Origin of the sequence: Myxococcus dinghuensis (assembly GCF_024198235.1) — a bacterium.
GTDB lineage: Bacteria > Myxococcota > Myxococcia > Myxococcales > Myxococcaceae > Myxococcus > Myxococcus dinghuensis.
The window spans coordinates 63,820-90,186 of record NZ_JAKCFB010000005.1 but is presented as its reverse complement, the minus strand read 5'-3'; the positions used below and the strand labels follow the sequence as shown (position 1 = coordinate 90,186).

The window sequence follows — 26,367 nt, the reverse complement described above, 5'->3', positions numbered from 1 at the left end:
GCAGGCTCCTCCGTGGAGAGGCCTCGGCCCGGTGTCTCGCCTCCCGTCCCGGGAAATGAGGGCGGGCCTCCATCCGTAGGAGGTCCATGCTCTCCCTCCGCAATCTGGTGAAGGTCTACCCGGGGCCCGTGTCCGCGCTCCGCGGCGTGGACCTGGACGTGCCACGCGGGATGTTCGGCCTGCTGGGTCCCAACGGCGCGGGCAAGTCCACGCTGATGAAGATCCTCGCGGGCCTGCTGGAGCCCACCTCGGGCGAGGTGACGCTGGACGGGGTCGACATCGTCCGCCACCCCGAGGCGCTCCGTCCCTACCTGGGCTACCTGCCGCAGGAGTTCGGCTTCTACCCGTACCTCTCGGGCGAGGCGATGCTGACGTACCTGTTGAAGCTCAAGGGCGTCACCGCGCCGCGAGGCTTGAAGACGCTGTGCGCGGAGCTGCTGGAGCGGGTGAACCTCACCTTCGCGGCGAAGCGGAAGGTGAAGGAGTACTCGGGGGGCATGCGGCAGCGGCTGGGCATCGCGCAGGCGCTGGCGGGAGACCCGAAGCTCATCATCGTGGACGAGCCCACCGCGGGCCTCGACCCGGAGGAGCGGCTGCGCTTCTACCGGCTGCTGGCGGAGGTGGCCAGCGAGCGCACGGTGTTGTTGTCCACGCACATCGTCGAGGACGTGGCCATGCTGTGCCCGCGCTTCGCGGTCATCCGCCAGGGGCGCGTCATGGCCATTACGTCGCCCACCGAGGCGAAGGCCGCCATCCAGGGCACCATCTTCGAGGGCACCGCCTCCACCGCCGAGCTGGTCGACCTGCAGCGCACCCGCCGCGTCACGCAGGCGGTGCTCTTCGAGGGGCGCAACCGCGTGCGCATCCACGCGCCCACCGGTGACGTGCCCCCGGGCTTCGAGCGGGTGCCGCCCACGCTGGAGGACGCGTACCTGCTGCTCATGAAGGACACGCGCGAGCCCGACGCCGCGCGGGCGCCCGTGGCGGAAGGGGTCCGCGAGGTGGCGCGATGAACGCGGGCCGGTTGGCCACGGTGGCGCGCACGGAGCTGGCGCACCAGCTCCGCCGCCCGCTGTTCGTCATCCTGCTGGTCATCACCTTCCTGACGGTGGCGGGCTTGTCGTCGGGCAACGTCACCATCCAGTCGGGCGCCAGCCAGGTGGGGGGACAGAAGGCGTGGGTGACGAGCGAGTTCGCCGTCGCGCAGACGCTCATCTTCCTCACCGTGCTGCTCTACAGCTTCTTCGCGTCCGTGGGCTCGGGGCTGGGCATCATCGCGGACGAGGAGGCGCGTATCGGCCCCCTCCTCCACGCGTCGCCCCTGACGCCGCGCGAGTACGTGTGGGGCAAGTTCCTCGCGGTGCTGTCGGCCTACCTCCTCGCGCTCGTGGCGCTGGTGGGCTTCCTGCTGTTCTTCCACCACGTCGTGCCCGCGGGGGAGAACGCGGAGTTCCGGGGTCCGTTGTCGCTCGTCAACTACGTGCGCCCCGCCGTCCTCTTCGGCGCGCCGCTGCTGGTGTTCGTCACGGGCGCGGCCTTCGCGCTGGGCGAGGGGACGCGGCGCCCGGTGCTCGTCTACTTCCTGCCGGTGACGATGCTGTTCGTCTGCGCCTTCTTCCTCTGGGACTGGTCCCCCGGGTGGCTGGACCCGCGGGTGAACCGGTTGCTCCAGGCGGTGGACCCGTCGGGCTTCCGCTGGCTGACCGAGACCTGGGTGAAGGTGGACCGGGGCGTGGCCTTCTACAACCACGAGCGCGTGGGGTTGGACGGCGTGTTCCTCGTCAACCGCGTGGGCTTCCTCGTGCTGGGGCTCGCGTGCGTGGCGTGGACGGCGCGTCATGTGGAGCGGGGGCTGAGAGGCGCGCAGGTGCGGCCGGTGCGCGGCAAGACGCTCGCGGACATCCCGGTGGCCACGCCGCTGGGGACGGTGGTGTACGAGGAGGCGCCGCTGGCGTCGCTCGGCATGGGCGCGCGGGCGCCGGGGGTGCTGTCCGGGCTGTGGGTGGTCGCTCGCGCGGAGGTGCGCGGGCTCCTGTCCCAGCCGGGGCTCTACCTCTTCGTGCCGCTCATCCTGCTCCAGACGGTGGTGCAGGCGATGAACCAACTGGGGCCCTTCGAGACGCGGCTGCTCCTGTCGCCCGGCTTCTTCGCGGTGCGGTCCATGGGCGTGGCGTCGACGCTCGTGTGCCTGCTGCTCATGTTCTACACGGTGGAGTCGTTGGAGCGGGAGAAGGCCTGGAACCTGGCGCCCATCCACGACGCGACGCCCGTGCCGACGCTGTCGGTGTTGCTGGGCAAGGCGCTCGCCAACAGCCTCGTGGGCGTGGCCATCCTGGTCGCGGTGTCGGTGGCGGGCGTGCTCGTCCAGCTCTCCCAGGGGCGCGTGCCGCTGACGCTGACGCCGTACCTGGTGGTGTGGGGCCTGCTGGTGCCGACGTTCGTCGCGTGGACGTGCTTCGTGTTGCTGGCGCGCGCGGTGTCGGGAGGACGCCTCGGTGCGTATGGCCTGGCGCTCGCAGCGCTGTGCCTCACGGGCTACGCGGCGGTGCGAGGTCACCTCAACTGGGCGACGAACTGGCCGCTGTGGGGCTCGGTGCTCTGGTCGGACATGGGCGCCTTCGAGCGGGACCGGACGGCGCTCCTGCTCAATCGCGTGGGGATGCTGGGCCTGTCCGTCTTCTTCGCGGTGCTGGCGACGCGGCTGGACGGGCGGCGCGCGCCGGACGCGGTGAACACGCTGGAGCGGTTGCGTCCGGCGGGGCTGCTGCGCGGCGCGTGGCGGATGCTGCCCTGGGCCGTGGTGCCGCTGGGCGTGTTGCTGCTCGCGGCGGTGGAGGTGGGGCAGGGCTGGCAGGGCGCCGCGGCGAAGAAGCGCGCGAAGGAGTACTGGCAGAAGAACCTGGCCACGTGGCTCGACGCGCCGCGGCCCGCCATCCAGTCCGTGGACCTGGACGTGGAGCTCGACCCGGCGGCGGGGACGTTCCACACGCGAGGCAGCTACACGCTGGTCAACCGGGAGGCGAAGGCGCTCGCGGCCTACGCGCTCACGGGCGGGGACCATTGGGAGGACGTGCGCTGGACGGTGGAGGGGCAGGACGTGACGCCGGAGGACCGCTCGCGGTTGTATGTCTTCAGGCCGCCAACGCCGCTCGCACCGGGCGCGGTGACGCGCGTGGGCTTCGACTTCCACGGGCGCTATCCCAGGGGCGCGACGAAGAACGGAGGCAAGACGGACGAGTTCATCCTCCCGTCGGGCGTCGTGCTCACCAGCTTCGGCCCCAGCTTCGCGCCGGTGCTCGGGTTCCTGGACGACATCGGCATCGACCCGGAGGAGAACAAGTACGAGCCGCGCGTGTATCCGGATGACTACTACGAGGGCCCCACGCGCGCCGCCTGGGGCACGGGGGTGCCCTTCACCACGCGCATCCGCGTGACGGGGCCGGCGGAGTACACGCTCAACTCGGTGGGCGTGTTGGAGAGCGACGAGGTGAAGGACGGCCGCCGCGTGAGCGTGTGGCGGAGCGACCATCCGGTGAGCATGTTCAACATCGTCGCCGGGAAGTGGGCGGCGCTGCGGGGCGAGGGCACCACCGTCTTCCACCACCCCGCGCACGTCTACAACGTGGAGGACATGCGCCGGGGCCTGGACGCCGCGCGCCGCTACTATTCCGAGTGGTTCTACCCGTACCCGTGGAAGGAGCTGAAGCTGTCGGAGTTCCCGGGCCTGGCCACCTACGCGCAGGGCTTTGCCACCAACATCACGTTCTCGGAGAGCATCGGCTTCCTCGCGAGCAGCACGCCGGAGGCGAACGCGGTGCTGCTCATCACCGCGCACGAGGCGGCGCACCAGTGGTGGGGCAACCTGCTCGTGCCGGGCAAGGGGCCTGGGGGGGAGGTGCTGTCGGAGGGCACGTCGCACTACTCCGCGATGAAGCTGATGGAGCAGTTGGAGGGTCCCCAGGTGCGGATGGAGATCGCCAAGCGACTGGAGGAGCGCTACGCGAAGGACCGGCGCGTGGACGCGGAGCAGCCGCTGGTGAAGCTCGACAACACGCGGGAGGGCGACAACACCGTCCTCTACGACAAGGGCGGCTGGGTGTTCACCATGCTGGAGGACCTGATGGGCCGCGAGGCGATGCACGCCGGCCTCCAGGCGTTCCTCCGCCAGTACATCCCCGACGCGGACCACCCCGTGCTCCAGGACTTCATCGCCACGCTGCGGCCCTTCGCGCCGGACGCGGCGGCCTATGACGCCTTCGTGCGGCAGTGGTTCCACGAGGTCCACGTCCCGGAGTACCGCCTGTCCGACGCCCGCGTGAAGCAGGAGGGTGGCCAGTGGGTGGCCACGGTGACGGTGCGGAACGTGGGCGATGGCCGCATGCCGGTGGAGGTCGCGGCGGTGAAGGGCGCGCGCTTCGTCCCACGTCCGGACGGTGAGTCGGGTCCCTCGAAGCCCTCGCCGGACTACCGTGACGCACGCGGCCGGGTGGTGCTGGGCGCGGGCGAGACGGCGGAGGTCACCGTGCGCGCCGACTTCGAACCCGAGCGGTGGGTGGTGGACCCGGACGTGCGCGTGCTCCAGTTGCGGCGGGAGCAGGCGGTGCTCGCGCTGTGACGCGGTGACAGTTTGTCCCGCGAGCGCGGGGCGTGCCGTGTCTGGGTGGCGGGAAAAGGGCCTGCCGCCGGGGAAGATCCCTCGGAAGGGTCGTTGTGCATATGAATTGCACGAGGTCCGCGCGTCCATGGCGTCGTCAGGGTCATGGACACTCCGGGGGAATCCCACACATGAAGCCCATCTCGATGATGTGTCTGTCGTTGCTGTTGTCCGCCAGCGCCACCGCCCACGCCGACGAGGCCGTGCTCGTTCCTTCGGAATCCCAGGTCCGGGACACGGTGCTGGGGGTGTCGTTCGCGCCCGATGACTTGGGGGCGGTGACATTGGAGGGTGAGCGGGTGGTGGGGCCACGCACGTCGCTCGGCGTCGGTGTGCGGGTGGGGCTCACCCGCGCCGTGGGGACCACGGAGTCTTTCGGGACGGCGTTCCCCAGCGAGGGAGACGACGACGTGCATTCCTATGTGGTGGGCGCGGGGCCGCGGGCGCGCTTCTTCCTCACGGGAACCGCCCCCGAGGGACTGTGGCTGTCCCCCGGTGTGGAGGTGAGCTACCAGTGGCGCTCCATCGACACGGGGCCGGAGTCGCTCCGGCTGGAGCGGCGGGAGCGTCAGTGGGGCGTGGGGGCCACCTTCCTCGTGGGGTACACCGCCATCCTCGGCAAGGGGCTCGCGGTGCAGGCGGGACTGGGCGCCGAGGCGCGCCACGACTGGATGAAGTACGAGTCGCGCGCCATCACGCTCGGAGAGGAGAATCCGCAGAGCCGCCTGGGCAGCCGAATCAAGCAGTGGTCCGTCCGCGAGCGGCTGGCGCTCTCCGTGGGTTGGGCCTTCTGACCTGGAGCGGTGACGGCGAGCGCGCCGGGGCGCAGGGGCAGCGTGTCCGGCGTCTTCACGTCGTGCACCAGGCCCAGCGTGGCGAGGACCCGCACGCACCACCAGCCCGGGTCCGGCTGTCGCCAGCCGAAGCCCATGCGCGCGGAGCCGGGGTAGGCGTGGTGGTTGTTGTGCCACGACTCGCCCAGGCTCACGAGCGCGAGCCAGCCCGCGTTGCGTCCCTCCTCGGCGGTGCCGGGCATCACATAGGGGCGCTCGCCCTCGACGTGGCTCACGTAGTGGACGAACCAGAAGCCGTCCTGCGTGAGGGCGAGCCGCAGCAGCACGCCCCAGGCGACCCACGCGGGACCACCGACCGCGTACAGGACGAGCGCCAGCGGCACCTGGAGCCAGAGGCCCGCGCGCTCCAGGAAGCGGAACCACGGGTCGGTGGCGAGGTCCGCGTCCACGGGGGGATACACGGACGCGTCGCGCGGGTGCCAGGTGCGCAAGAGCGCATCGGCCATGGCGCGCGTGAAGCCCTCGCGGTAGCCGAAGTAGGGCGGGCAGTCGGCCTCCGGCTGGTTCTGGTGGAAGTCGCGCAGCGCATGCATGCGGCTCATGCCGATGATGCCGCCCAGGCCCGCGAGCACGCCGAGCGTGCCGAGCCACCGCTCGACCGTGCGTGATGCGCGGAACGCGCGGTGGATGAGGCCGCGGTGGATGCCCACGGAGACGCCGGGCCCCATCGTCAGCACCGTCAGCACGGCGAAGACGGACACCGCGCTCCAGGAGTGGAAGGTCGCGCAGCCCGCGATGGCGCCCGCGTGGAGGAGCGTCCAGCGCGCTGCCTTGCCCGCGTCCCACCGTGCCTCGCCCCAGTGTGTCTCGCCCATGTCCATGATGCGCCGTTCCTTTCGGAAGGGGCCCATCGCAAGGGGCCTGCCACGCGGGCGCGGGCCTGATTCCGAGGGGTTGAGGGGGCTCGGCGGCGGGACCGTCAACGCCGTTCACGACGCGGTGCATACGGCGTGGACGGTGGAGTGTCAGGTGGTCACCGGGGGACGGGAGCCGGATCGGATGCGCTGCTACCGTGCGCCGCCATGAACCCAGGACTGCTTCCTCTCGTCGTGTCCTTGCTGGCCACCCAGGCTCCCGCGACCGCCACGTCGGCGCAGAAGCCCGAGGTCGCGAAGCCGGCTGCTCCTTCGCAGGTGCCGGGTATCTCGCCGTTGGCGGGCCTGCCCGACGTCTGGGTGAGCAACGTTCCGCCGGTGCCCGAGCCGGTGCGCCAGCGGTTGGACCAGTACCTGGAGTCGCGCTCGGCCGGGGTGCAGGACACGAGCGACGACGGCAAGCAGGTGCTCATCTCCACGCGCTTCGGGAACACCAATCAGCTCCACGTGGTGGAGATGCCCATGGGGGCGCGGACCCAGCTCACCTTCACGGACGAGCCCATCAACAATGCGCGCTTCCTGCCCGGTGATGCGCGCACCCTCTTCTTCCTCCAGGACAAGGGCGGTGGGGAGTTCTTCCAGGTGTTCCGGTTGGATCGTCGCACGGGGCGCTCGGAGCTGCTGACGGACGGGAAGAGCCGTCACGAGGAGTTGGAGGTCTCCCCGGATGGGCGCTGGCTCGCGTACGCGGGCACGGGGCGCAACGGCAAGGACACGGACGTGTACGTGGCGCCCACGTCGGACCCGAAGCAGGCGCGTCGGCTGACGGAGAAGGAGGGCACGTGGCAGCCGATGGAGTTCTCGCACGACGGGTCGAAGCTGCTGGTGCAGCAGTTCCGCGCGGCGGACGATTCGGACCTGTACGTGGTGGACGTGAAGACGGGGGCGCTGCGCCAGGTCACGCCGAAGGAGGGCAAGGGGAGCGTCGACGCCGCCGTCTTCACGCATGACGGCAAGGGCGTGTACCTGGTCACGGACCGGTACAGCGACTTCGCGCAGCTCTATCAGCTCGACGTGGAGAAGTCGCCGCCGGCGGGGACGCCGGAGTCCCTGACGAAGTCGGTGAAGTGGGACGTGACGGACCTGGCGCTGTCGCCGGATGGCAAGCAGTTGGTGTTGCTCTTCAACGAGGATGGGTTCAGCACGATGTCGGTGTTGGACGCGCGCACGCGGGCGTTGTCCCGGGTGGACTCGCTGCCCAAGGGCGTGGCGAGAGGGCTGGTGTTCCCGAACCGGCGCTCGGACGTGGTGGCGTTGTCGTTCGGTGACGCGAGTGGTCCCATCGATGCGTGGACGGTGGACCTGAAGGCGCGCAAGCCGACGCGGTGGACGCGCTCCGAGGTGGGCGGGCTGGACCCCTCGACCTTCGTGACGCCGACGCTGGTGCGCTACCCCTCCACGGATGGCGTCGAGGTCCCGGCGTTCCTGTACCTGCCGAAGAACACCTCCGCGAAGGTGCCGGTGGTGATGGTGTTCCACGGCGGGCCGGAGGGGCAGTCGTTGCCGGTGTTCAATTCGTTCGCGCAGTACCTGGTGAACGAGCTGGGCATGGCGATGCTGTTGCCCAACGTGCGGGGCTCGACGGGCTACGGCAAGGCGTATCGGGCGATGGATGACGGGGTGAAGCGGGAGCAGAGCCTGGCGGACATCGGCGCGACGCTGGACTACATCGCGTCGCGCAAGGAGTTGGACGCGTCGCGGGTCGGCGTCTATGGCGGCTCGTACGGTGGCTACATGACGCTGGCGACGGTGGCGTTCTTCCCGGACCGCGTCCGGGCGGCGGTGGACGTGGTGGGCATCTCCTCGCTGCCGAGCTTCCTGCAGAACACGCAGGCGTACCGGAGGGATTTGCGGCGCGCGGAGTACGGCGACGAGCGGGACCCGAAGGTGCGCGCGGTGCAGGAGCGCATCTCCCCGTTGGGCTCGGTGGACAAGATTCGCGCGGCGCTCTACGTGCAGCAGGGGGCGAACGACCCCCGCGTGCCGCAGTCGGAGGCGGAGCAGATCGTCCAGGCGGTGCGCAAGCGGTCGCCGGACGTCTGGTACATGCTCGCGACCGACGAGGGCCACGGCTTCCAGAAGAAGCCCAACCGCGACTTCGCGCAGATGACCGCGCTCATGTTCTTCGAGAAGCACCTGGGACAGGGCACCACGGCGACGAAGCCCTGAGTGTCACATCGGGGCTGGGTCCGCTCGTCGGGGGGCCATTCGTGATGAAACGATGAGACACGGGTGGTTCAACAGTGAGGATGATGGGGCCCGTGGTGAAGATGATGGTCTCGTTCGGCTCCGCGACCCCGCGAGGGGCGCGGACCGTCACCGTGGTGACGCCTGGCAATCCCGAACGGGGGACCTTGTCGCGTGGGGTGGTGGATGCCTTGGAGGGCGCGACGAGGCCATGAGCGGGCAGCCAGGCGTCATCACGGGGCTTCTCCCGGGGATGGGGGAGGGGCCCGGTATGCGGCGGACGGGTGGACGTTCATAGACTGGTTCGAGGAAGGGACGAGGAGGTCCACAGATGAAGCGTTTGCTGATGCCGCTTCGACGCGGCGTATTGATGGTGGGAATTCTGATGGGCACGGGCGTCGCGGTATCCGCGCCACGTCAGGACGCCATCGCCCTGCGCATCGCCCGGCAGCAGTACAACCTGGTGATGACCGGTGACGAGGTGACCGGCCAGGACTTCCAGGTCTCCCGTACCCCCGGCGCGCTCCGAGGCCGCAACCACGTGGGCGTCGTCGACCTCCAGCTCAAGAAGGGAGACGTATCCGGCACCCTCGCGGGCTCCATGGTGAACCTGAAGGTGACCCAGGAGGGCGACACCCTCTCCGCCAAGGGAGGCTTCGGCGGCCGTCCGGCCACGGTGAAGATGTCCCCCGACTACCTCGAGATCTACCTGCGCAACTGCACCTACCGGTTGAACGCCCGGGAACCGGGACGCTCCTACGCGGGGCGGCGTAGCTGCGACCGGGCCTCCGTCCCCGAGTCGGAGATCTGGCTGCCAGACGAGTTCCTGGCCGCCAGCCCGGAGGAGAGGGCCGCGCTGCTGCTGCTGGCCATCTGAGGCCTCGGCCGGCGCGAGCCGTCACGCGGGGCGGGGAAGCTCCACGGTGAACGTGGAGCCCACGCCCAGCACGCTGTGCACCGTGATGTTCCCGCCCATCGCCTCGACGATCTGCCGGGTGATCCACAGCCCCAGCCCGAAGCCTCCGTAGTTGCGCTCGGACACGGCGCGCTCGAAGCGGTGGAACAGGCGCGGCAGGTGCTCCTCCGCGATGCCGATGCCGCCGTCCTTCACCTCCACCCGGACTCCGCCCGGGTGCGCCTCGAGCACGACACACACCGGATTGCCCCGCCCGTACTTCACCGCGTTGCTCACCAGGTTCGTGAGCACCTGGTCCAGCCGCAGCTTGTCCCAGCGGCCGTGGACGTCCGGCGCCAGCACCAGCTCCAGCCGCGTGCTCGTGCGCTCCAGCTCCGGCTCGAAGCGCTCCACCACCTCGCGCACCAGCATCTCCAGGTCCAACGGCTCCGGGCTCAACTCCAGCCGCCCCGCGCTGATGCGCGACACGTCCAGCAGGTCGTGGATGAGCTGCGTCTGCCGCTTCACCTGCCGGTCCACCACCTCCAGCGCGCGGCCCAGCCGCTCCGCCGGGACGCCCGCCGGAGCGCGCGCGAGCGCCGCCAGGCTCTGCACCTGGAGCTGGAGCGCGCTGATGGGCGTCTTCAACTCGTGACTGGCGATGGAGAGGAACTCCTCGCGCAGGCGGATGGCCTGCCGCGCCTCGCGGTACAGCCGCGCGTTGTCGATGGCCAGCGCCGAGCGGCGCGCCAGCTCCTGCGCCAGGCCCAGGTCCTGCGCGTCGTAGTCCCGCTTCGAGGTGACGAACGTCAACGCCCCCAGCGTCTGCCCGCGCACCTGGAGCGGCACGCACATCCACGCGCCACACCCGGGCCTGCCCGGCGGCGGCCGCGCGCTACCGGGAGCGCCGAAGCCCACGCCCGTGCGCAGCTCCGGCACGCCGGACGCCACCACCCGCGCCACCACCACGGCCCCCGGCGCCGGGAGCGCGTCGAGCGAACCCTCGCCCTCGTGCGCCGCCGCCACGCACCGCGCCTCGCCCGAGTCGTCCGCCAGGAACACGCCGCACGACTGCGCGTAGGTGGGCACCGCGAGGTGGGCCACCCGCTCCAGCGTCTCCTCCTGGTCCAGGCTCGTGGCGAGCACGCCGCCCGCCTCCGCGAGGAAGTGCTGCGCCGCCTCGCTGCGCTGCCGCTCGGTGACGTCCACCGCCATGCTCAGCACCTGCTCGGAGCCCCCCGCCGGATGCACCAGCGCCGTCCACAGCGCCACCTGGATGAACGAGCCGTCCTTGCGCTGGCGCTGCATCACCGCGCCGCCCAGCGACTCCCCGCGCGCGGCCTTCTCCAGGTTGCGGCGGAACTCCGCGTGCTTGCCGTCGGGCACCACCGGCAGCACCTCCCCCAGCACCTCCTCCGCCTTCCAGCCGAACATGCGCTCCGCGGCGGGGTTCCACATCCGCACCCGCCCCTCCATGTCCACCAGGAGGATGGAGGCGGGCGACGCCTGGATGATGGCGGCCAGCCGCTTGTTGGCCTCGGCCAGCTCCGCGCGCGCGGCCTGCTCCTGCTCCAGCAGCCGCGCGCGCCCGACCGCCTGCCCCGCGTGGTGCGCCAGCAGCTCCAGGAACGCCTGCTCGTCCGAGTCGAAGTCCCGCTGCTCGGGGAACGCGAACAGCAGCACGCCCAGCGCGCGCCCCTCCGCCATGAGCGGCAGGGCCGCCACGGACGGCGACGGCGTGCGCATCACCCCGGCGCGCCGCGTGGCCTCCTCCGGGTAGCGCTCCGCCATGGCCTCCAGAGACTCCACCCAGATGGGGCGCGCCTCCAGGATGGCGGCGGTCATCGGCCCGGTGCCATCCAGCGTCATCAACCCGAAGGTGTCGATGAAGCCCAGCGAGTCGTCATAGCCGGAGCAGCGCAGCATCCGCGCGTGCTGCCCCTCCACCACCCACAGCGCGCCGCGCCGGGCCCCCACCGCGCGCAGGCCCTGGTCGACGATGACCTCCGCCACGCGCTCCGCGGTGAGCACCTGGGACAGCTCCGCCGTCACCTTCTGGAGCCGGGACAGTCGCCCCGCGGCCACCTCCGCCGCCTGCCGGGCCTTCTTCTCCGCCGCGTACGCGCGCGCCACGTCCAGCGCCAGCGCGGCCCGGTCCGCCAGCTCCTGGAGCAGGAGCTGCTCCCCGGACTCCAACGGCGGCGCCGCCGTGTCCCGCCACACGGTGAGCGTCCCCAGGCTGTGCCCGCGAGCCCGCAGCGGGAGCAGCATCAGCCGGGTGAAGGGGAAGTGGTCCAGGAGCCCCTGCTGCTGGGGCGGCACCATGCTCCGCAGCTCCTGGGGATCCGCGTCCAGCACGCGCAGCGCCTCGCCCGTGCGCAGCACCTCCGCGGAGGGGCCCTCGTCCGCCCGCAGCGCGGTGGGGCTCAGCGTCTGGAACAAGAGCCGGGCCTCCGGCGTGGAGGCGGCCGAGGCCACGGTGCGCAGCCAGAGCCCATCCTCGGACAGCAGCCTCAGCGTGCAGGCGGCTCCGAGGAGCGGCACCACCAGCGCGCACAACCGGTCCATGACGGCCGGGGGCTCCAGGCTGGCGTCGGCCAGCACCCGGGAGGCCTCCGCCAGCAACGCCAGCCGCTCCTCCACCTCCGGGGCCTGCCCCCCGAACTGCCGCGCGTCTCCGACCCGAGATGCTGCCATCGTCATTGCGCCCCCGCGGCAACCATCGGAACACGGGAAAAGCAGACAGGCGATCGAACCCGACGCCCCCCGGCCCTCGGTCATGGCTGGACAACATACGTGCCTCCGGGACTGTTCACGCCGGACGCACGCTCCGTCGCACAGCCCGCGCGGAAAGCGTGGGAGGAGGACGCGTGCGCACATGCGCCCACCCATCGGATGATGGAGGAGGAGGCGTGGCCCCCGTTGCTACCCACCGGGGTTCGGCTAAACGGGGGCCGTGAAAGCCACCACCACTGGAGTTCCTGGCGGCGAAGAGGTCCGGGAGGGTCCGGACACCTTCAAGCGCACGGCGCTCCTGGCCCTCGGGGCCCTGGGCATCGTCTACGGAGATATCGGGACGAGCCCGCTGTACGCGTTGCGCGAGTGTTTCAACGGACCCCACGGCATCGCCCCCACGCCGCAGAACGTGCTCGGGGTGCTGTCGCTCATCTTCTGGTCCCTCATCATCATCGTGTCCGTGAAGTACCTCATCTTCGTGATGCGGGCGGACAACCGGGGCGAGGGCGGCATCCTGGCGTTGATGGCGCTGGTGATGCAGCGGCAGAAGGGGCAGCAGGCGCATACGACGCGCCCGGTGCTCATCGTGCTGGGCATCTTCGGCGCGGCGCTCCTCTATGGAGACGGCCTCATCACCCCGGCCATCACCGTGCTCAGCGCGGTGGAGGGCCTGAGCGTGGCGACCCCGGTGTTCGAGCCGTACGTGGTCCCCATCACCCTGGTCATCCTGTTCGTCCTCTTCACGGTGCAGCGTCACGGCACCGCGGGCATCGGCGCGGTGTTCGGTCCGCTGATGTGCGTGTGGTTCCTCACGCTGGCCGCGTTGGGCGTGAAGGAGCTGGTGCACAACCCCGCGGTGCTGGGGGCGCTGCTGCCCACGCACGGCGTGCTGCTGCTGGTGCACAACGGCTGGCACGGGTTCCTCGTCCTGGGCGGCGTGTTCCTGTGCGTGACGGGCTGCGAGGCGCTCTACGCGGACATGGGCCACTTCGGTTGGAAGCCCATCCGCTGGGCGTGGTTCTCCGCGGTGCTGCCGGCGCTGATGCTCAACTACCTGGGGCAGGGCGCGCTCTTGCTGCGCGACGGGTCTGCTGCGCGCAACCCGTTCTTCCTGCTGGCGCCCTCGTGGATGCTCTACCCGCTGGTGGTCCTGGCCGCCGTGGCGGGTGTCATCGCGTCGCAGGCGCTCATCTCCGGGGCGTTCTCGCTGACGCGCCAGGCGATGCAACTGGGCTACAGCCCGCGCATGGAGGTGGTGCACACGTCCGCGGAGGAGATGGGGCAGATCTACCTGCCGGGCATCAACGGGGCGCTCATGGTGGGCGTCTTCGCGCTGGTGCTGACGTTCCGCTCCTCCAGCGCGCTGGCGGCCGCGTACGGCATCGCCGTGTCCACGACGATGGTCATCACGTCCCTCATGGCCTACGTGGTCGCGCGCGAGCGCTGGGCGGTGAGCCGCTGGGTGGCCATCCCCGTGGCGGGCATCCTCTTCACGGTGGAGCTGTCCTTCTTCACGGCCAACGCGATGAAGCTGGCAGACGGCGGCTGGTTCCCGTTGCTGCTCGCCATCATCGTCTTCACGCTGATGACCACGTGGAAGCGCGGGCGCGACATCCTCGCGGGCAAGCTGCGCGCGTCGAGCATCCCGCTCAAGGAGCTGTTGGGCAGCTTCGGAGACCACCCGCCCGTGCGCGTGCCGGGCACCGCCATCTTCATGACGGGCAACGCGGAGGGCACGCCGCCGGCGCTGCTGCACAACCTGAAGCACAACAAGGTGCTGCACGAGCAGGTGGTGCTGCTGACCATCCTGTCCGAGGACGTGCCGCACGTCCCTCCCGCCGAGCGCGTGGAGGTGGAGCCGCTGGAGCAGGGCTTCGTGCGCGTGGTGGCCCGCTACGGCTTCATGGAGAACCCCAGCATCCCGGACGTGCTCAAGCGCTGCCGGGAGAAGGGGCTCCAGTTCCAGTTGATGGGCACCAGCTTCTTCCTCGGTCGCGAGACGCTGATTCCCACCAAGCGGCCCGGCATGGCCGTGTGGCGCGAGGCGCTGTTCGCCTGGATGAGCCGCAACGCGCGCAGCGCCACGGCGTACTTCCGGATTCCGCCCAACCGCGTGGTGGAGCTGGGAAGCCAGGTGGAGCTGTAGCGTCTCGCCTCGCCCCGCCCGGGAGTCCCTCCGGGTGGGGCGAAGTCCCCGACGTCGTGAGACGCAGCGCTCCCGCGGTTCCGACGCGGGGGCTCGCGGTGGTCGTCGCGTCGACGCCGTCCGCGTCGGAGGACGCCGGTTCGAGTCCGCCCGGGCACCCCTTGCTTCGTCACGGTGCGCGCGTCACGCTCGCGTGCGCTCGGGTGAGGGGTGTAGCGCAGGGGTCGTCGCGCCGGAGGCTCATAACCCTCGGAGGACACCGGTTCGAATCCGGTCGCACCTCGCCCGGGCGCTAGCTGCACGGTCGCTGGCCATGACGCCATGCTCGACTGTGTCCGGGCGAGGGACGTCGCGCGACGGCTCATGACCCTTGGAGGGCGCCGGTTCGAATCCAGCCGCGCCTCGTCCCGGTGTTTTGCTTTGCATGACTCGACGGAGGCGTGCACCGTGCGTGTGCCTGGGCGGGGCGTGTAGCGCAGCGGTTGTCGCGCCTGACTGCCAATCAGGAGGACGCCGGTTCGAATCCGGTCGCGCCTCGCCCCGGTGTTTTGCTTTGCATGACCCGACGGAGGCGTGCACCGTGCGCGAGCCCGGGCGGGGCGTGTAGCGCAGCGGTTGTCGCGCCTGACTACGATTCAGGAGGACGCCGGTTCGAATCCGGCTCCGTTCCGCCCGGGCGCTGCTCGTCGGACGCGCGCGAGCCCGGTCGGTTCGGACCGCCTTGTCCGGGGGCTCTGCCCTGCCCGATGCGGGCAATTCGTGCAACCGTGTCCCTGCCTGGGCGGGGGCGTGTAGCGCAGGGAGGTGGTCGCGCCCGACGGCTCGTCGGGAGGACGTCGGTTCGAATCCGGCCGCGCCCCCGTCCAGGCGCGGCTTGCGTGGCGCGTGCATGCCCGGCAGGCTCGGGCGGCTCGGTCACGAGGCGTAGCGCAGCGGTCGTCGCGTCTCGTTTGCAACGAGAAGGACGCCGGTTCGAATCCGGTCGTCTCGTGTCCGGGCGTGACCTTCCGCCCAGCGGTCCTCCTGTCGCCAACAGCGGCGCGGGGGAGGGCGGTTCGGAGCGCAGGGATGACGCGGGAAGAGGCAGCGCGTAGACACGACGAGACCGACACGTCGGAGCCGGACTCCGCCCCACCTCCGGAGCCCTCCGCCGAGGACGTGGCCCGGTGCCTCGAGGTGCTGCGCGCCGTGGCCCGGCTCCCCGATGACCACCCCTTGCGCCACCAGGTGGAGGCGGCGGCGACGCAGGTGCAGCGCGGGTTCAAGAAGCGGCTTCGCCGGGCACGGCGGGTCGTCACCCGGCAGGAGGACCGCGCCACCCTCCAGGAGCTCGCCGACGCCCGCGTCGAGGAGAACGGCGTGCGGGTCCTGCCCGCGCCGGAGGCCATCCCGGAGGACGCGCCCGCGGTCCACACGCGCCGCTCCCGCCGTTGCTACATGTGCGGCGACGCCTTCAAGCAGCTCCACCCCGTCTATCTCTCGCTCTGTCCGGACTGCGCGGAGCTGAGCCTCGGGCGCCGCCGCGCGCGCCTGTCCCTGGAGGGGCGTCGCGCCCTGGTGACGGGGGGCCGCATCAAGGTCGGCTTCCACGTCGCCCTGCGCCTGCTGCGCGACGGGGCCCACGTCCACGTCACCTCCCGCTTCCCCCGTGACGCCGCCGCGCGCTTCGCCCAGGAGCCGGACTTCGAGCAGTGGCGCGAGCGGCTCGTCCTCCACGCCCTCGACCTGCGCTACCCCCAGCAGGTGCTCGCCTTCGTCCACCACCTGGACGCGACGCAGCCCCACCTGGACATCCTCGTGAACAACGCGGCCCAGACGGTGCGCCTCACCCCCGAGCGGAGCGTGGCGCTCCTGGCCGGGGAGCGGGAGCTGGCCCAGGCCCTGCCCACCCCCGTCGCGGACCGGGTGCGCGAGGTCCCCGGCCTGCCCTCGCCCGAGGCCCCTGGCCTCGCCCTCCTGCCCGTGGGAACCACCGCCCCGGAGGCGACCTTCAATGGCTGGGTGGCGCGCCTGGACGAGGTGGCCCCCCTGGAGCTGGTGGAGGCGCAGCTCATCAACGCCGTCGCCCCCTTCCTCCTGTGCAGCCGGCTCAAGCCGCTGCTGACGCGCTCCCCCTTCGCGGACCGCTACATCCTCAATGTCTCCGCCGTGGAGGGGCAGTTCACCCGCGGGAACAAGACCGCCTTCCACCCCCACACCAACATGGCGAAGGCCGCCCTCAACATGCTCACGCGCACCTCCGCCGAGGACTACGCCCAGGACGGCATCTTCATGAACAGCGTGGACCCGGGGTGGATCTCCAACGAGAACCCGGAGGCCAAGCGCCGCCAGATGGAGGCGGAGGGCTTTCTGCTCCCGCTGGACGGCGCGGACGCCGCCGCCCGCGTCTGCGAGCCCCTCTACCTGGGCTTCCAGGGCCACCCCGTCCATGGCCGCTTCCTGAAGGACTTCCGCGAAGCCCCCTGGTAGCCCGCCATTTTCCGGCGAATTTCCCGGGCACTTTCCCCTGGAAGAGCAGAGAGACTGGAATCCTTCCGCCCAGCCATCACTTCTGCTGACGGGTCAGGAAAGACGCACTGCGTCCAAGACCCAGTGGAGGTGTAACTCTTCGGAAACACGGCGCCTGCGGGCTCGATAATGGGGTGCTTTGAACCCCACTTCTCGCGCTGACACCATGCGTTGAGTGTGGGTTCAAGGGCCCCAAAGCCTCACGTGGGGTGACACCGAATCAGCGTTTTCGTCGTGTCTCAGCGGAAAGTTACAGCGTCCAGGCAACTCCGCGCGCGCCATGACGAGAATATTTTCACCAGACAGAAATAGTTCTGTACTGGCGGAAGCTTCCTCGGTTACCTTGCTTCCAGGTGTCGCGCAGAACCCTGCGTCCGAATTGAGGTCAGCCCCATGCTCGACGTCGCTCCCTCCGTTGCTGCCGCCTCGCTCCGCTCCTCCGGCCTGTCGTCCAACGTCACCTCGCCGGTGACGCCGTGGACCGAGCAGTCGGAGCTGGACTGGTCGAACGTCGCGCCGCACACGGTCCTGAGCGCGTCGGACCTGTACCCGCGCATCTGCGTGCGTGATCCGTACTTCGCGCTCAAGGACGTGACGGTGATGGGCAAGGGCGAGGTGGTGGCGCGGGTGCCGGTGCAGCAGGACCCGGACGCGGAGGCGGGCATCATCGGCATCGCGGAGGCGGGCCGCCACATGGCCATCCTGGGCTCCTGCGCGTCCGCGCTGATGTCGCCCAAGGACGGGCAGCACTTCTATCTGGCCTGTGGCGCGCGCGGTGAGTGGCTGCGCCGCGAGCCGATGAAGCGCGGCAACGAGCTGCTCTGGGGCCTGGCGCAGGCGTCCTTCACGGGCAAGCGCACCGCCACCGCGCGCACGCTGCTGTCGACGCCGGACGGCACGCCGGTGTTCCGCCTGGAGGTGGACTACAACGTGCTGTCCGCCGCCGCCTTCACCCGCCTGTTCGGCGAGGCCCGCGTGGAGATGCGCCGCGAGCCGCGCCGCGACGACGGCGTGCAGCGCACCCCGGAGGAGTGGGCCCGGCTGCGCCAGAACCCGTACAGCAAGCAGCTCGAGCTGCGCGACTGGCGCTCGGACGGCGAGAGCCTCAACGCCACGCTGGGCCCGGTGACGAAGGACATGTGCAAGGGCCACTTCGCCCTGCACCCGGTGATGCCCGTGGCCATCGTCGCCAGCGGCATGACCCGCGTGGCCACCACGCTGCTGCGCAAGCTCGAGGGCGCGCCCTGGGCCCGCTGCCTCGCCAAGGACGTGCGCCTGTCCGCGGACAGCCTGGCCTACGCCGGCCAGACGGTGAACTTCGGCGCCGTGCGCCGCTCGCAGGACGGCGCCAACCACACCTTCACCTGCCAGGCCTCCGTGGGGGAGCGCGTGGTGGCCGAGCTGGACGTGACCTACGAGCGCGTGGAGTAGCCCGAGCGTGTGCGCCCGGCCCGGCGCCGCTCACTCCCACTGGATGTCGTAGTCCACGCGGTCGATGCCCTGCGGGTGGGCCTTCGCCGTGCCCTTGAGTCCCAGCACCTTCAGCGCTCCGGTGAGGATGCCCTCGTGGTACGCGGGGGGCAGCATGTCCCGGCGCACGCGCAGGGTGCCGCACTTGGGCCCCGTGGTGATGTACTCCCGGCTGCCGTACGTGACGGCCGCGCTGTAGCCCATCTGCGCGCCGGAGAAGAGCTTCTGCGGGTCGCCGCGGGAGATGATGCCGAAGATGAGCATGCCCGGCCCCGTCGAGTAGCGCGTCACGTTCGACTCGCCGCACGCGTGGTACACGGCCTCCTCCGCGCCCATCGCCGGCTCCAGCGCGTCCGCCGCCGCGTAGAGCAAGGTGAGGAAGTCCTGCACCGGATAGCTGCGCAGGTCCGAGTAGTCCTTCGCCAGGACCCCCGTGCGCACCGACTCCAGCGCCGGCATGCCGGCCTTGGCCTCGACCAGGTTGAACACCGCCTTGAAGAACAGTCCCCGCACCGCGTCGCCGGGCTGCGCGGCGGCCAGTCGGGCCGCGAGCTCGGTCTTGTTGGACGGCATGACGACCCTCCTGCTGCTTTCCCACACCGGGGCGGGCCGTCGAGCCCTCCCCGGTGCCTTGTCCGACTTCACACCTCGTCGAGCAGCAGCGGCGTGAACCCCGCCGCGTCGCACGACGCCAGCACGTAGCGCACCCCCGCCCGCATCCCCGTGAAGCCCGCCGCGATTCCCGCCGCGTGCAGGTGCCCGTACACGCACACCTTGGGCTGGAACGCCTCGATGGGGGCGCTGAACGCGGTGGGCTTCTCGTTGGCGTACAGCGGCGGGAAGTGCACCGCCGCCACGCGGATGAGCGGCGTGGCGCTGGCCGCTTCCTTCTTCTTCGCGTCCTCGATGGACGTCGCCAGCCGGCGCGTCTCGCGCTCCACGTAGCCCGCGTCGATGGGCTCGTCCCCCATCTCTCCACCCGGCATGGGCGGGGCCTCCGGCGCCGTCCACAGCCGCGTGCCCGCAATCACCCACGGCCCCATCACCGCCGCGCTGTTGTGCAGGAACGCCTCCAGCGTCTTGAACGGCTCCAGCAGCTTGCGCAGCTTCGACGCCGAGTCTCCCCACCAGTAGTCGTGGTTGCCGCGCACCAGCAGCTTGCGCCCCGGCCGCGCGTCCAGCCACGCCAGGTCCTCCATCACCTCGTGGGGCCGCGTGGCCCAGGAGATGTCGCCCGCCACGATGACCACGTCCTCCGGGCGGACCTTCTCGTCCCACGCCCGCTGGAGCGGCAGCGGGTGCTCCGCCCAGCCGAACCGGTGCATGTCCTTCTGCCGCGTGGAGGGCAGGTGTGTGTCGCCAATACCGAAGAGCCGCATGTCCTCCTCATAGCGGATGGCTTCACCGTGGTGGCCTGCGAAGACCATGCCCGAGCCCCACACTCCCCGTGCCCGTCACCCCCCTCGTGACACAATCCGGCGCTACTTGAAAGATTTGAATTAACGGGAATGAAGTAAGGATTCTTTACAGGGGTCCTGTCTCGAAACGCGCCACTGCGACAAAGCCGGCCATCTGGGCACGACGTCGGCGCCACACGACAAGTAGGTGTCATGTGATTCCAGTGGGTTGGGGTCATGGGTCTGGAGGGAGCCGGTGTCCCGGGGCGCGGCCGGGTGGAGCATGGATGCTCCAGTCCCCAGCGGCTGGATGGGCTGTTTCCGGGGCTTTCGAGGCTGGCACGCATGCTGCTCACAGCCGGGCCCTGCGCCGCTCCCGTGGAAGGGGGCGGACGGCTGAGCTGCTGACCCCCTCTCAAGGAGCTCCAAGTGCACGTATTTCGCAAAACGCTCGCGGCGACCGCCGCGGCCATGGCCCTGGCCGCCTGTGGTCCCCAGCCCCAGCCCGAGACGCAAGCCCCGGAGGCCCCCGCTCCGGAGTCGCCCGCCCCCACGGAGAACCCCTCGGGCACGGCGGATGACCCGGCCCGCGAGGTGGCGGACGTCGCGCGCCGCACGCCATACGAGCTGGACGGGCTGTTCGCCCAGGCCGCGAAGGAGTTCGACGTCCCGGTGAGCCTGCTCAAGGCCGTCTCCTACGCGCAGACGCGGTGGGAGCACGTGAAGGGCGAGGAGGAGTTCGCGGGCCGTCCGGCGGCGTTCGGTCTGCTGGCGCTGCGCGGCGAGCACGTGACGGAGGGCGCGGCCCTGGCGGGTGTGAGCGCGGAGGCCGTGCGCGGCGAGCCGCTGGCCAACCTGCGCGCGGGCGCGGCGCTGCTGGCGAAGTACGCCGCGGAGGACGGCATCGACCGCGCGGACCTGGGGGCGTGGGCCCCCGCGGTGGCGCGCCTGTCGGACGTGACGGACCCGGGCGCCCAGGCGCAGTTCATCCACGGTGACGTGTACCGCGTGCTGCGCGAGGGCGCGGGTGCCTTCACGCCGCAGGGCAAGGTGGCGGTGTCGCTCGAGGGCACCCCGGTGGAGGCGAAGTTCGCGCTGCCGAGGGTCTCCGCGATGGCGGCGGGCCCGGACTACGCGTCCTCCATCTGGCGCGAGTCCCCCAACTACAACGACCGCCCCGCGGGCACGAAGGTCTCGCTCATCATCATCCACACCTGCGAGGGCAACTACGCCGGGTGCTGGGGCTGGCTCGTCAACCCGTCCGCGCAGGTGAGCGCGCACTACGTGGTGAACGAGAGCGGCAGCGAGGTTTCGCAGCTGGTGCGCGAGTCCAACCGCGCCTGGCACGTGGGCGCGAGCTACGACTGCAACCTCAACGGCGGCACCCAGTGCGGCCTGCAGGGCGTGTCGGTCAACCACTTCTCCGTGGGCATCGAGCACGCGGGCTTCGCCAGCCAGGCGTCGTTCCCCGCCGGGCAGATCGACGCGTCCGCGAAGCTGTCCTGCGACATCACCAAGGGGAACACCGCCGTGACGCGCGACAGCTTCCACATCGTCGCGCACGGCCGGCTGCAGCCCGCCACCCGCACGGACCCGGGTCCCAACTGGCCGTGGAGCAGCTACATCTCGAAGGTGAACTCCTTCTGCGGCGCCTCGGCCATCGTCGTCGACAGCCACCAGGCGAACAACGACGCGTCCAAGGCCAGCGTCGAGATGACGGGGGACTGGGCGCAGGGGACCAGCGCCGGCTACTACGGCAGCGGTTACTACTACGCCGGCACGGAGGCCGTGTCGCAGCCGTTCACCTTCAAGTTCTACCTGGCCGCGGCGGGTTCGAAGACCATCAGCGCGTGGTGGGTGGCGGGCACCAACCGCTCGGCGGCGGCGCCCTTCATCATCCACCACACGAGCGGCAGCACCACGGTGGCGGTGAACCAGCAGGCCAACGGCGGCAAGTGGAACTCGCTGGGCACGTTCAGCTTCGCCGCGGGTTGGAACACCGTGCAGCTCAGCCGCTGGGCCGCCGAGGGCTCCGTGGTCATCGCCGACGCCATCAAGGTGGAGTGACGTGAGCGGGCGAGGCCTCGAACGGAAGCCGCGTTCCTGGCCGTGGCGGGCGGGGTCCCTCGGGGCCGCGCTCGCCGTGCTCGGCGTCGGATGCGCGGGCCGCTGCGGCGGCGAGCGGGCATCGGGCGCCGGGCCGCTGTCGAAGGAGGAGGCGCGCGCCATCCCAGGCGTGGTCGTCTTCCTGTCGGAGCGGGCGGGTCAGAAGGACGTGTGGACGGTGAGCCCTGACGGGACGGAGACGCAGGTGACGCGCGGCCCGGAGGACGACTATCCCGGCCCGGTGTCGCCGGATGGGAAGTCGTTGCTCGTGGTGGCGGTGCGCGAGGAGCAGGGGCTGCTCTTCCAGCAGCTGCGGGTCCAGCCGCTGTCGGGCGGTGACGCGCTGCCGTTGCACGCGCCCCGCGCTCGCTCGCGCAACGCGAGCTGGGCGCCGGATGGCTCGTGGCTGGTGGCCGAGTCGGACGCCCAGGGCTTCAGCGACCTGGTGCGCCTGGAGCCGAAGGCGGGTGGGGCGGAGGTGCGGCTGACGCAGGTGCCCCAGGGCTGCTTCGAGCCGGCGGTGTCGCCGGACGGCCAGTCGCTGGCCTACGTGTGCAGCCGCGAGGGGGACCCGGAGGTCTACGTGGCGAAGGCGGACGGCTCCCAGGAGCGCCGCATCACCACGTTCCACAAGGAGGACCGCTCCCCGCAGTGGAGTCCGGACGGGACGTGGCTCCTGTTCGTCAGCGACCGGGAGGGCCCGGACCGGCTGTTCCTGGTGCGCCCGGACGGCTCCGACGTGCGCGGGGTGTCCGCCCATGCCTTCGCGGGAGAGGAGCGCGAGGGGACGTTCAGCCCGGATGGCCAGCGGCTGGCGTACGTGAGCCGCTCGGAGGACGGACGCAGCCGCATCTGGAGTGTCCCCGTCGAGGGCGGCTCGCCGGTGGCGCTGACGGACGGCTCGCACCGGGACGACATGCCGGCGTGGAGTCCGGACGGGAAGTACCTCGCGTTCGTGTCCGAGCGGGAGGACGACGTCGACCTCTACCTCATGCGGGCGGACGGCTCCGGACAGACGCGACTCACCACCGCGAAGGCGCCGGACTGGCTGCCTCGCTGGGTGGCGCGGCGCTGACGGGCCGCCTCACCCCACGCCTTCCGGGCCGGAGCCCGCCTTCATCGAGGGCGCGTCTCCGCCCGGTGGGCACAGCGGCAGGCTGAAGCAGAAGGTGGCGCCCTGGCCCGGCGCGCTCACCACCCAGATGCGTCCGCCGTGTGCCTCGACGATGAGACGGCTGATGTAGAGGCCCAGCCCCAGGCCATGGGTGTCCGCCGCGCTGCCCTGCCGCGTGCGGTAGTACTTGTCGAAGATGTGCTCGGCCTCCTCGGGCGTGAGGCCCGCGCCCTCGTCGCGCACCGACACCACGGCCTCGCTGTCGCGCGTGACGACGCGCACCTCCACGGGACGGTCCGGCGGTCCGTACTTGGCCGCGTTGGTCAGCAGGTTGCTCAGCACCCGCTCCACGCGCGCCGTGTCCAGCCATGCGATGGGCAGGGGCGTGGCCACCTCCAGCCGGAAGCGCTCGCGCAGGGCGGGGGGCAGGTCGCGCTCCAGCGCCTCCTCGAGGAAGCGCGCCAGGTCCACCGGCTTGCGCCGCAGCGTCAGGCCGCGCGACTCCATGCGCGAGCCCTCGAGCATCTCCTCGATCATGCCGCTCATCCACCCGACGTCGCGCAGGATGGCCTCCGTCATCGACTCCTCGCGCGGCAGGTGGTGCTCCCGCAGGTGCCGGCGCAGCAGGCTGGCGCGCAGGGTGATGCCTTGCAGCGGCGTGCGCAGGTCGTGGGAGATGAGGCTCACGTACTCCTCCCGCAGCCGCTCCAGCTCCTTGCGGGGCGTGAGGTCCTGGCCCGTGACGACCACGCCGCGAATCCCCCCATGGGAGCCGGGGACGGGGGCGGCGGTGATGAGCACCGGCATCGTCTTCCCGTCCTCCGGTCGGACGATGAGGACCTCCTGCGGCCCCACCACCTTCCCGGTCCGGAACACGCGCGTGGAGGGCAGCTCCTCCAGCGTGAGGGGACGTCCATCCAACGCGCGGACCCGCCCCAGGTAGGCGCCCCGCTCGATGCCGCCCGGGCCACGGCCGAGCATCGTCTCCGCGAAGGGGTTGGTCACCGTCAGGCGCTTCGTGGGGTCGATGAAGAGGACGCCCACGGGCGCGTGGTTCACCACGGCCTGCAGCAACCCGCGCTGCATCTCCGCCTCTTCCCGGGCGTGTTCGAGCCGGGAGATGAAGTGCTCGCGCTCGGTGACGTCCCGCAGCGCGACGAGCAGGCACATCCCCTCCGGGCTCTCCACCGGACGCAGCCGCGCCTCCAGGTGGAGGTCCGCGCCATCCCCGCGGACGCCTCGCAGGGTGTGCTCGACGGTCTCTCCCTCGGCGCGGTCCTGGCCGACGAGTCCGGCCGGCACCAGCACGTCCACGGACTGGCCCAGGAGTGAGTCGCGCGGATGCCCGAACAACCGCTCCGCCTCCGAGTTGACGAAGCGCAGGCGTCCCTGGGGGTCCACCATGAGCAGCGGAGTGGGGGTCGTCTCCAGCAGGCCCCGGTAGCGGGACTCGGAGGCGGCCAACGCCGAGGTGGCGCGTTGCCTCCCGACCTCGAGCACGTCGAGGGCCCGCGCGGACAACAGGACCAGCATGACGCCGCCCGCGCTCAACAGCGTGGCGAAGATGGGCAGCGGTGCTCCCCGGCCCAGCAGCCCCTCCGCGAACATCAACACCAGCATGGCGCCCAACAGGGTGGGCCCCAGCATCGCCACGGGGACGAGCCGCCGCGCGAGGAACCCGCCGAGGGAGTCCTGGGTGATGCGTCCCACGAGGCCCCGCTCGGGCTGGACGCAGAGGACCCCCAGGCCCAGGAGCAGCAACGCCAGCGAGGTATGCAGCCCCATGCCCCGCTGGGCGGGGAAGGGCGTCATCCCCTTCGCGACGAGCGTGCCGAGGAGCAGCCCATTGAGCCCCAGCAATGCGACGAGCAGCGCCAGCAACGTCACGGCATCCCGGGCCAGGGTGCGAACCGGCCGATGGGCGGGGAGCAGCAGGGCCACGCCGAGCAGCAAGAGGCTCGTGCCGGTGAGCGGCGAGGGGCGCGGTCCGATGCCCCAGGCGAAGGGCTCGATGCCCAGCAGGTCCAGCATCAGCCCCGCGGAGCCGATGAACGCCATGCCCAGCGCCGACGTCCTGGAGAGCCACTGGCGTATCGACGACTGCGCGCGAGGCAGCCGGAGCCCCAGCGCGAGTCCCCCCAGGATGAGCGAGACGTGCGTGCGCGGGGTGGTCAGGGGGAGGTCGATGGAGGAGGCGTCGGCGAGCGCCAGGTCGAGCGTCACGCCGGCCAACCCCAGCGCCCCGAGCAGGGGGACTCCCACCGCGGCGCCCCAGGCGAGCGCCCGGGCCACGGCCTGGCGATGGGGCTTGGGCCTCCAGGTCCGGTTCATCGACGTCCCCCCGGAACGCTCGGGCGCTCGGCGACGCGGTGTCGGGGAGGGACCCCTCGGTGCGCGAACACCCCTGGGACATGGATGCTCACGACGGACCCGTGCCGCGTCGAACGACGGTGCGGGGTGTCGCCGGATGCGTCGTCCGTGTCCGCCCCGAGCGGCGGGGTGGGCGCTCGCCTCCGCCTACGGAGGGGGATGGCGGCCCGGGTACAGCGTGAGCACCAGTCCCCAGCCCGGCGCGACGTCGACGTTGCGGCCGACGTAGCCCTCCCGTCCGTCCACGCCCAACTGGAACGCCTCGGCGCTTCCGCCAGAGTGGACGTAGACGAACAGGCCGCTCGCCGCCGTGCCCTCCTGTCCCATGCTGGCGAGGTCCTGTGCCGGGTAGAAGACGCGCTCGGCGAGCTCCGCCCGGTCGGGCACCACGCGCGCGCCAGCCACGGGCGCGCCATCCTCGTCCACCACGCGCCCGAGCACGAAGCCCGCGCCGCTCAACGTCTGGGCCTGGTCGTCGGTGAGGCCACGCAGCCGGGCCTCGCCCAGCGCGGCACTCAACGCGTCGTGGAAGGCCGTGGGCAGCAGCCACACGCGCGCCTCGATGATGTCCGTCCGGGGACGCGCGCCGGTGAAGGCGCTGTCATAGAGGACGGTGGTCGCGCGCGTGAGCCCCGAAGCCTCGGGCCGCGCCGCGAGGCTCAGGTGCATCTCCTTCACCGGAATCCCATCCACGCTGAACGCCCCCTGCGCGCCCGTGGTGCTCGCGCCGAACGTGGCGTTGGCGTCGTTCACCGCCGCGCGCAGCGGCTCCTCGACGGTGAGTGGGAGGCCCTCCAGCGCGGGCATCGACTGGCCCTGGGATGCGAGCAGGCTCGCCGCCTCCGGGAACACCTCGACCTTGCCGCTGATCCGGATGCGGAGGTTCTCGAGGTCCACGGCCTCCGCGTCCTCGGTCTGGAACCCCGGGTCCGGCGTGGCTCCTCCCGACCCGCAGGCTGACGACGCGAGCCCGAGCACGACACACGTGACGAACAGGAATGGGCGCTTCATCGGGGAGCAACATCTCCATGCCCCGTCGCGCAGGCAATCCAGTG

At 71.2% G+C, this 26,367-nt stretch carries 15 protein-coding genes and 5 tRNA genes; 14 read left to right on the top strand and 6 right to left on the bottom strand.

Features of this window, described 5'->3' with window-relative positions; all coding sequences use genetic code 11:
- Positions 1–86: 86 nt before the first annotated feature.
- Together LZ198_RS09305 and LZ198_RS09300 are read left to right on the top strand one after the other, a co-directional pair.
- Positions 87–1,013 (top strand): ABC transporter ATP-binding protein, encoded by a 927-nt coding sequence (locus tag LZ198_RS09305; RefSeq protein WP_253971541.1) that lies wholly within the window; start codon positions 87–89, stop codon positions 1,011–1,013.
- The gene (locus tag LZ198_RS09300; protein ID WP_253971540.1) at positions 1,010–4,615 is read left to right on the top strand and encodes an ABC transporter permease/M1 family aminopeptidase; all 3,606 of its coding nucleotides are present in this window, start codon (positions 1,010–1,012) and stop codon (positions 4,613–4,615) included. The genes LZ198_RS09305 and LZ198_RS09300 overlap by 4 nt, the downstream gene beginning before the upstream one ends.
- Positions 4,616–5,222: 607 nt before the next feature.
- Here the strand turns inward: LZ198_RS09300 and LZ198_RS09295 are convergent.
- A complete protein-coding gene (locus LZ198_RS09295) occupies positions 5,223–6,329 on the bottom strand; it encodes an acyl-CoA desaturase (RefSeq protein ID WP_253971539.1) in 1,107 nt (368 codons plus the stop codon).
- A 201-nt stretch (positions 6,330–6,530) separates the two neighbouring features.
- Between LZ198_RS09295 and LZ198_RS09290 the strand changes: the two genes are divergently transcribed.
- Positions 6,531–8,552: a S9 family peptidase gene (locus LZ198_RS09290; RefSeq protein WP_253971538.1), complete on the top strand. Its 2,022-nt coding sequence runs from the start codon at positions 6,531–6,533 to the stop codon at positions 8,550–8,552.
- A gap of 349 nt (positions 8,553–8,901) precedes the next feature.
- Positions 8,902–9,447: a hypothetical protein gene (locus LZ198_RS09285; RefSeq protein WP_253971537.1), complete on the top strand. Its 546-nt coding sequence runs from the start codon at positions 8,902–8,904 to the stop codon at positions 9,445–9,447.
- A gap of 21 nt (positions 9,448–9,468) precedes the next feature.
- Here LZ198_RS09285 and LZ198_RS09280 read toward each other — a convergent pair whose 3' ends face one another.
- On the bottom strand, positions 9,469–12,162 hold the full coding sequence (locus LZ198_RS09280) for a sensor histidine kinase (protein ID WP_253971536.1): 2,694 nt from the start codon (positions 12,160–12,162) through the stop codon (positions 9,469–9,471).
- A 259-nt stretch (positions 12,163–12,421) separates the two neighbouring features.
- On the opposite strand from LZ198_RS09280, the gene LZ198_RS09275 reads away from it, so the two are divergent.
- The 8 genes from LZ198_RS09275 to LZ198_RS09240 all read left to right on the top strand — a co-directional run bounded on the left by LZ198_RS09275 (position 12,422) and on the right by LZ198_RS09240 (position 18,286).
- Complete coding sequence (locus tag LZ198_RS09275) at positions 12,422–14,347, top strand: potassium transporter Kup (RefSeq protein ID WP_253971535.1); 1,926 nt, start codon at positions 12,422–12,424, stop codon at positions 14,345–14,347.
- Positions 14,348–14,552: 205 nt separating this feature from the next.
- Positions 14,553–14,631 (top strand) — tRNA-Met (locus tag LZ198_RS09270).
- 180 nt (positions 14,632–14,811) lie between these two features.
- A tRNA-Gly gene (locus LZ198_RS09265) sits at positions 14,812–14,884 on the top strand.
- A gap of 59 nt (positions 14,885–14,943) precedes the next feature.
- Positions 14,944–15,018 (top strand) — tRNA-Arg (locus LZ198_RS09260).
- 114 nt (positions 15,019–15,132) lie between these two features.
- A tRNA-Ser gene (locus tag LZ198_RS09255) sits at positions 15,133–15,207 on the top strand.
- Between the two features lie 58 nt (positions 15,208–15,265).
- Positions 15,266–15,338, top strand: a tRNA-Ala gene (locus LZ198_RS09250).
- 77 nt (positions 15,339–15,415) lie between these two features.
- Positions 15,416–16,816, top strand: coding sequence for an SDR family NAD(P)-dependent oxidoreductase (locus tag LZ198_RS09245; RefSeq protein ID WP_253971534.1), 1,401 nt, complete (start codon positions 15,416–15,418; stop codon positions 16,814–16,816).
- Between the two features lie 432 nt (positions 16,817–17,248).
- On the top strand, positions 17,249–18,286 hold the full coding sequence (locus LZ198_RS09240) for a hypothetical protein (RefSeq protein ID WP_253971533.1): 1,038 nt from the start codon (positions 17,249–17,251) through the stop codon (positions 18,284–18,286).
- A 30-nt stretch (positions 18,287–18,316) separates the two neighbouring features.
- On the opposite strand, the gene LZ198_RS09235 is transcribed toward LZ198_RS09240, so the two are convergent.
- Both LZ198_RS09235 and LZ198_RS09230 read right to left on the bottom strand, forming a co-directional pair.
- Complete coding sequence (locus tag LZ198_RS09235) at positions 18,317–18,898, bottom strand: TIGR02265 family protein (RefSeq protein WP_253971532.1); 582 nt, start codon at positions 18,896–18,898, stop codon at positions 18,317–18,319.
- Between the two features lie 68 nt (positions 18,899–18,966).
- On the bottom strand, positions 18,967–19,704 hold the full coding sequence (locus tag LZ198_RS09230; protein WP_323382337.1) for a metallophosphoesterase: 738 nt from the start codon (positions 19,702–19,704) through the stop codon (positions 18,967–18,969).
- Between the two features lie 447 nt (positions 19,705–20,151).
- On the opposite strand from LZ198_RS09230, the gene LZ198_RS09225 reads away from it, so the two are divergent.
- A complete protein-coding gene (locus LZ198_RS09225) occupies positions 20,152–21,789 on the top strand; it encodes a golvesin C-terminal-like domain-containing protein (protein ID WP_253971530.1) in 1,638 nt (545 codons plus the stop codon).
- Between the two features lie 76 nt (positions 21,790–21,865).
- Positions 21,866–22,903, top strand: a complete 1,038-nt coding sequence (locus LZ198_RS09220) for a TolB family protein (RefSeq protein WP_253971529.1) — start codon at positions 21,866–21,868, stop codon at positions 22,901–22,903.
- A 9-nt stretch (positions 22,904–22,912) separates the two neighbouring features.
- Here LZ198_RS09220 and LZ198_RS09215 read toward each other — a convergent pair whose 3' ends face one another.
- Together LZ198_RS09215 and LZ198_RS09210 are read right to left on the bottom strand one after the other, a co-directional pair.
- On the bottom strand, positions 22,913–25,273 hold the full coding sequence (locus LZ198_RS09215) for a sensor histidine kinase (protein WP_253971528.1): 2,361 nt from the start codon (positions 25,271–25,273) through the stop codon (positions 22,913–22,915).
- 186 nt (positions 25,274–25,459) lie between these two features.
- Positions 25,460–26,323, bottom strand: coding sequence for a carboxypeptidase regulatory-like domain-containing protein (locus tag LZ198_RS09210; protein ID WP_253971527.1), 864 nt, complete (start codon positions 26,321–26,323; stop codon positions 25,460–25,462).
- Between the last annotated feature and the right edge of the window lie 44 nt (positions 26,324–26,367).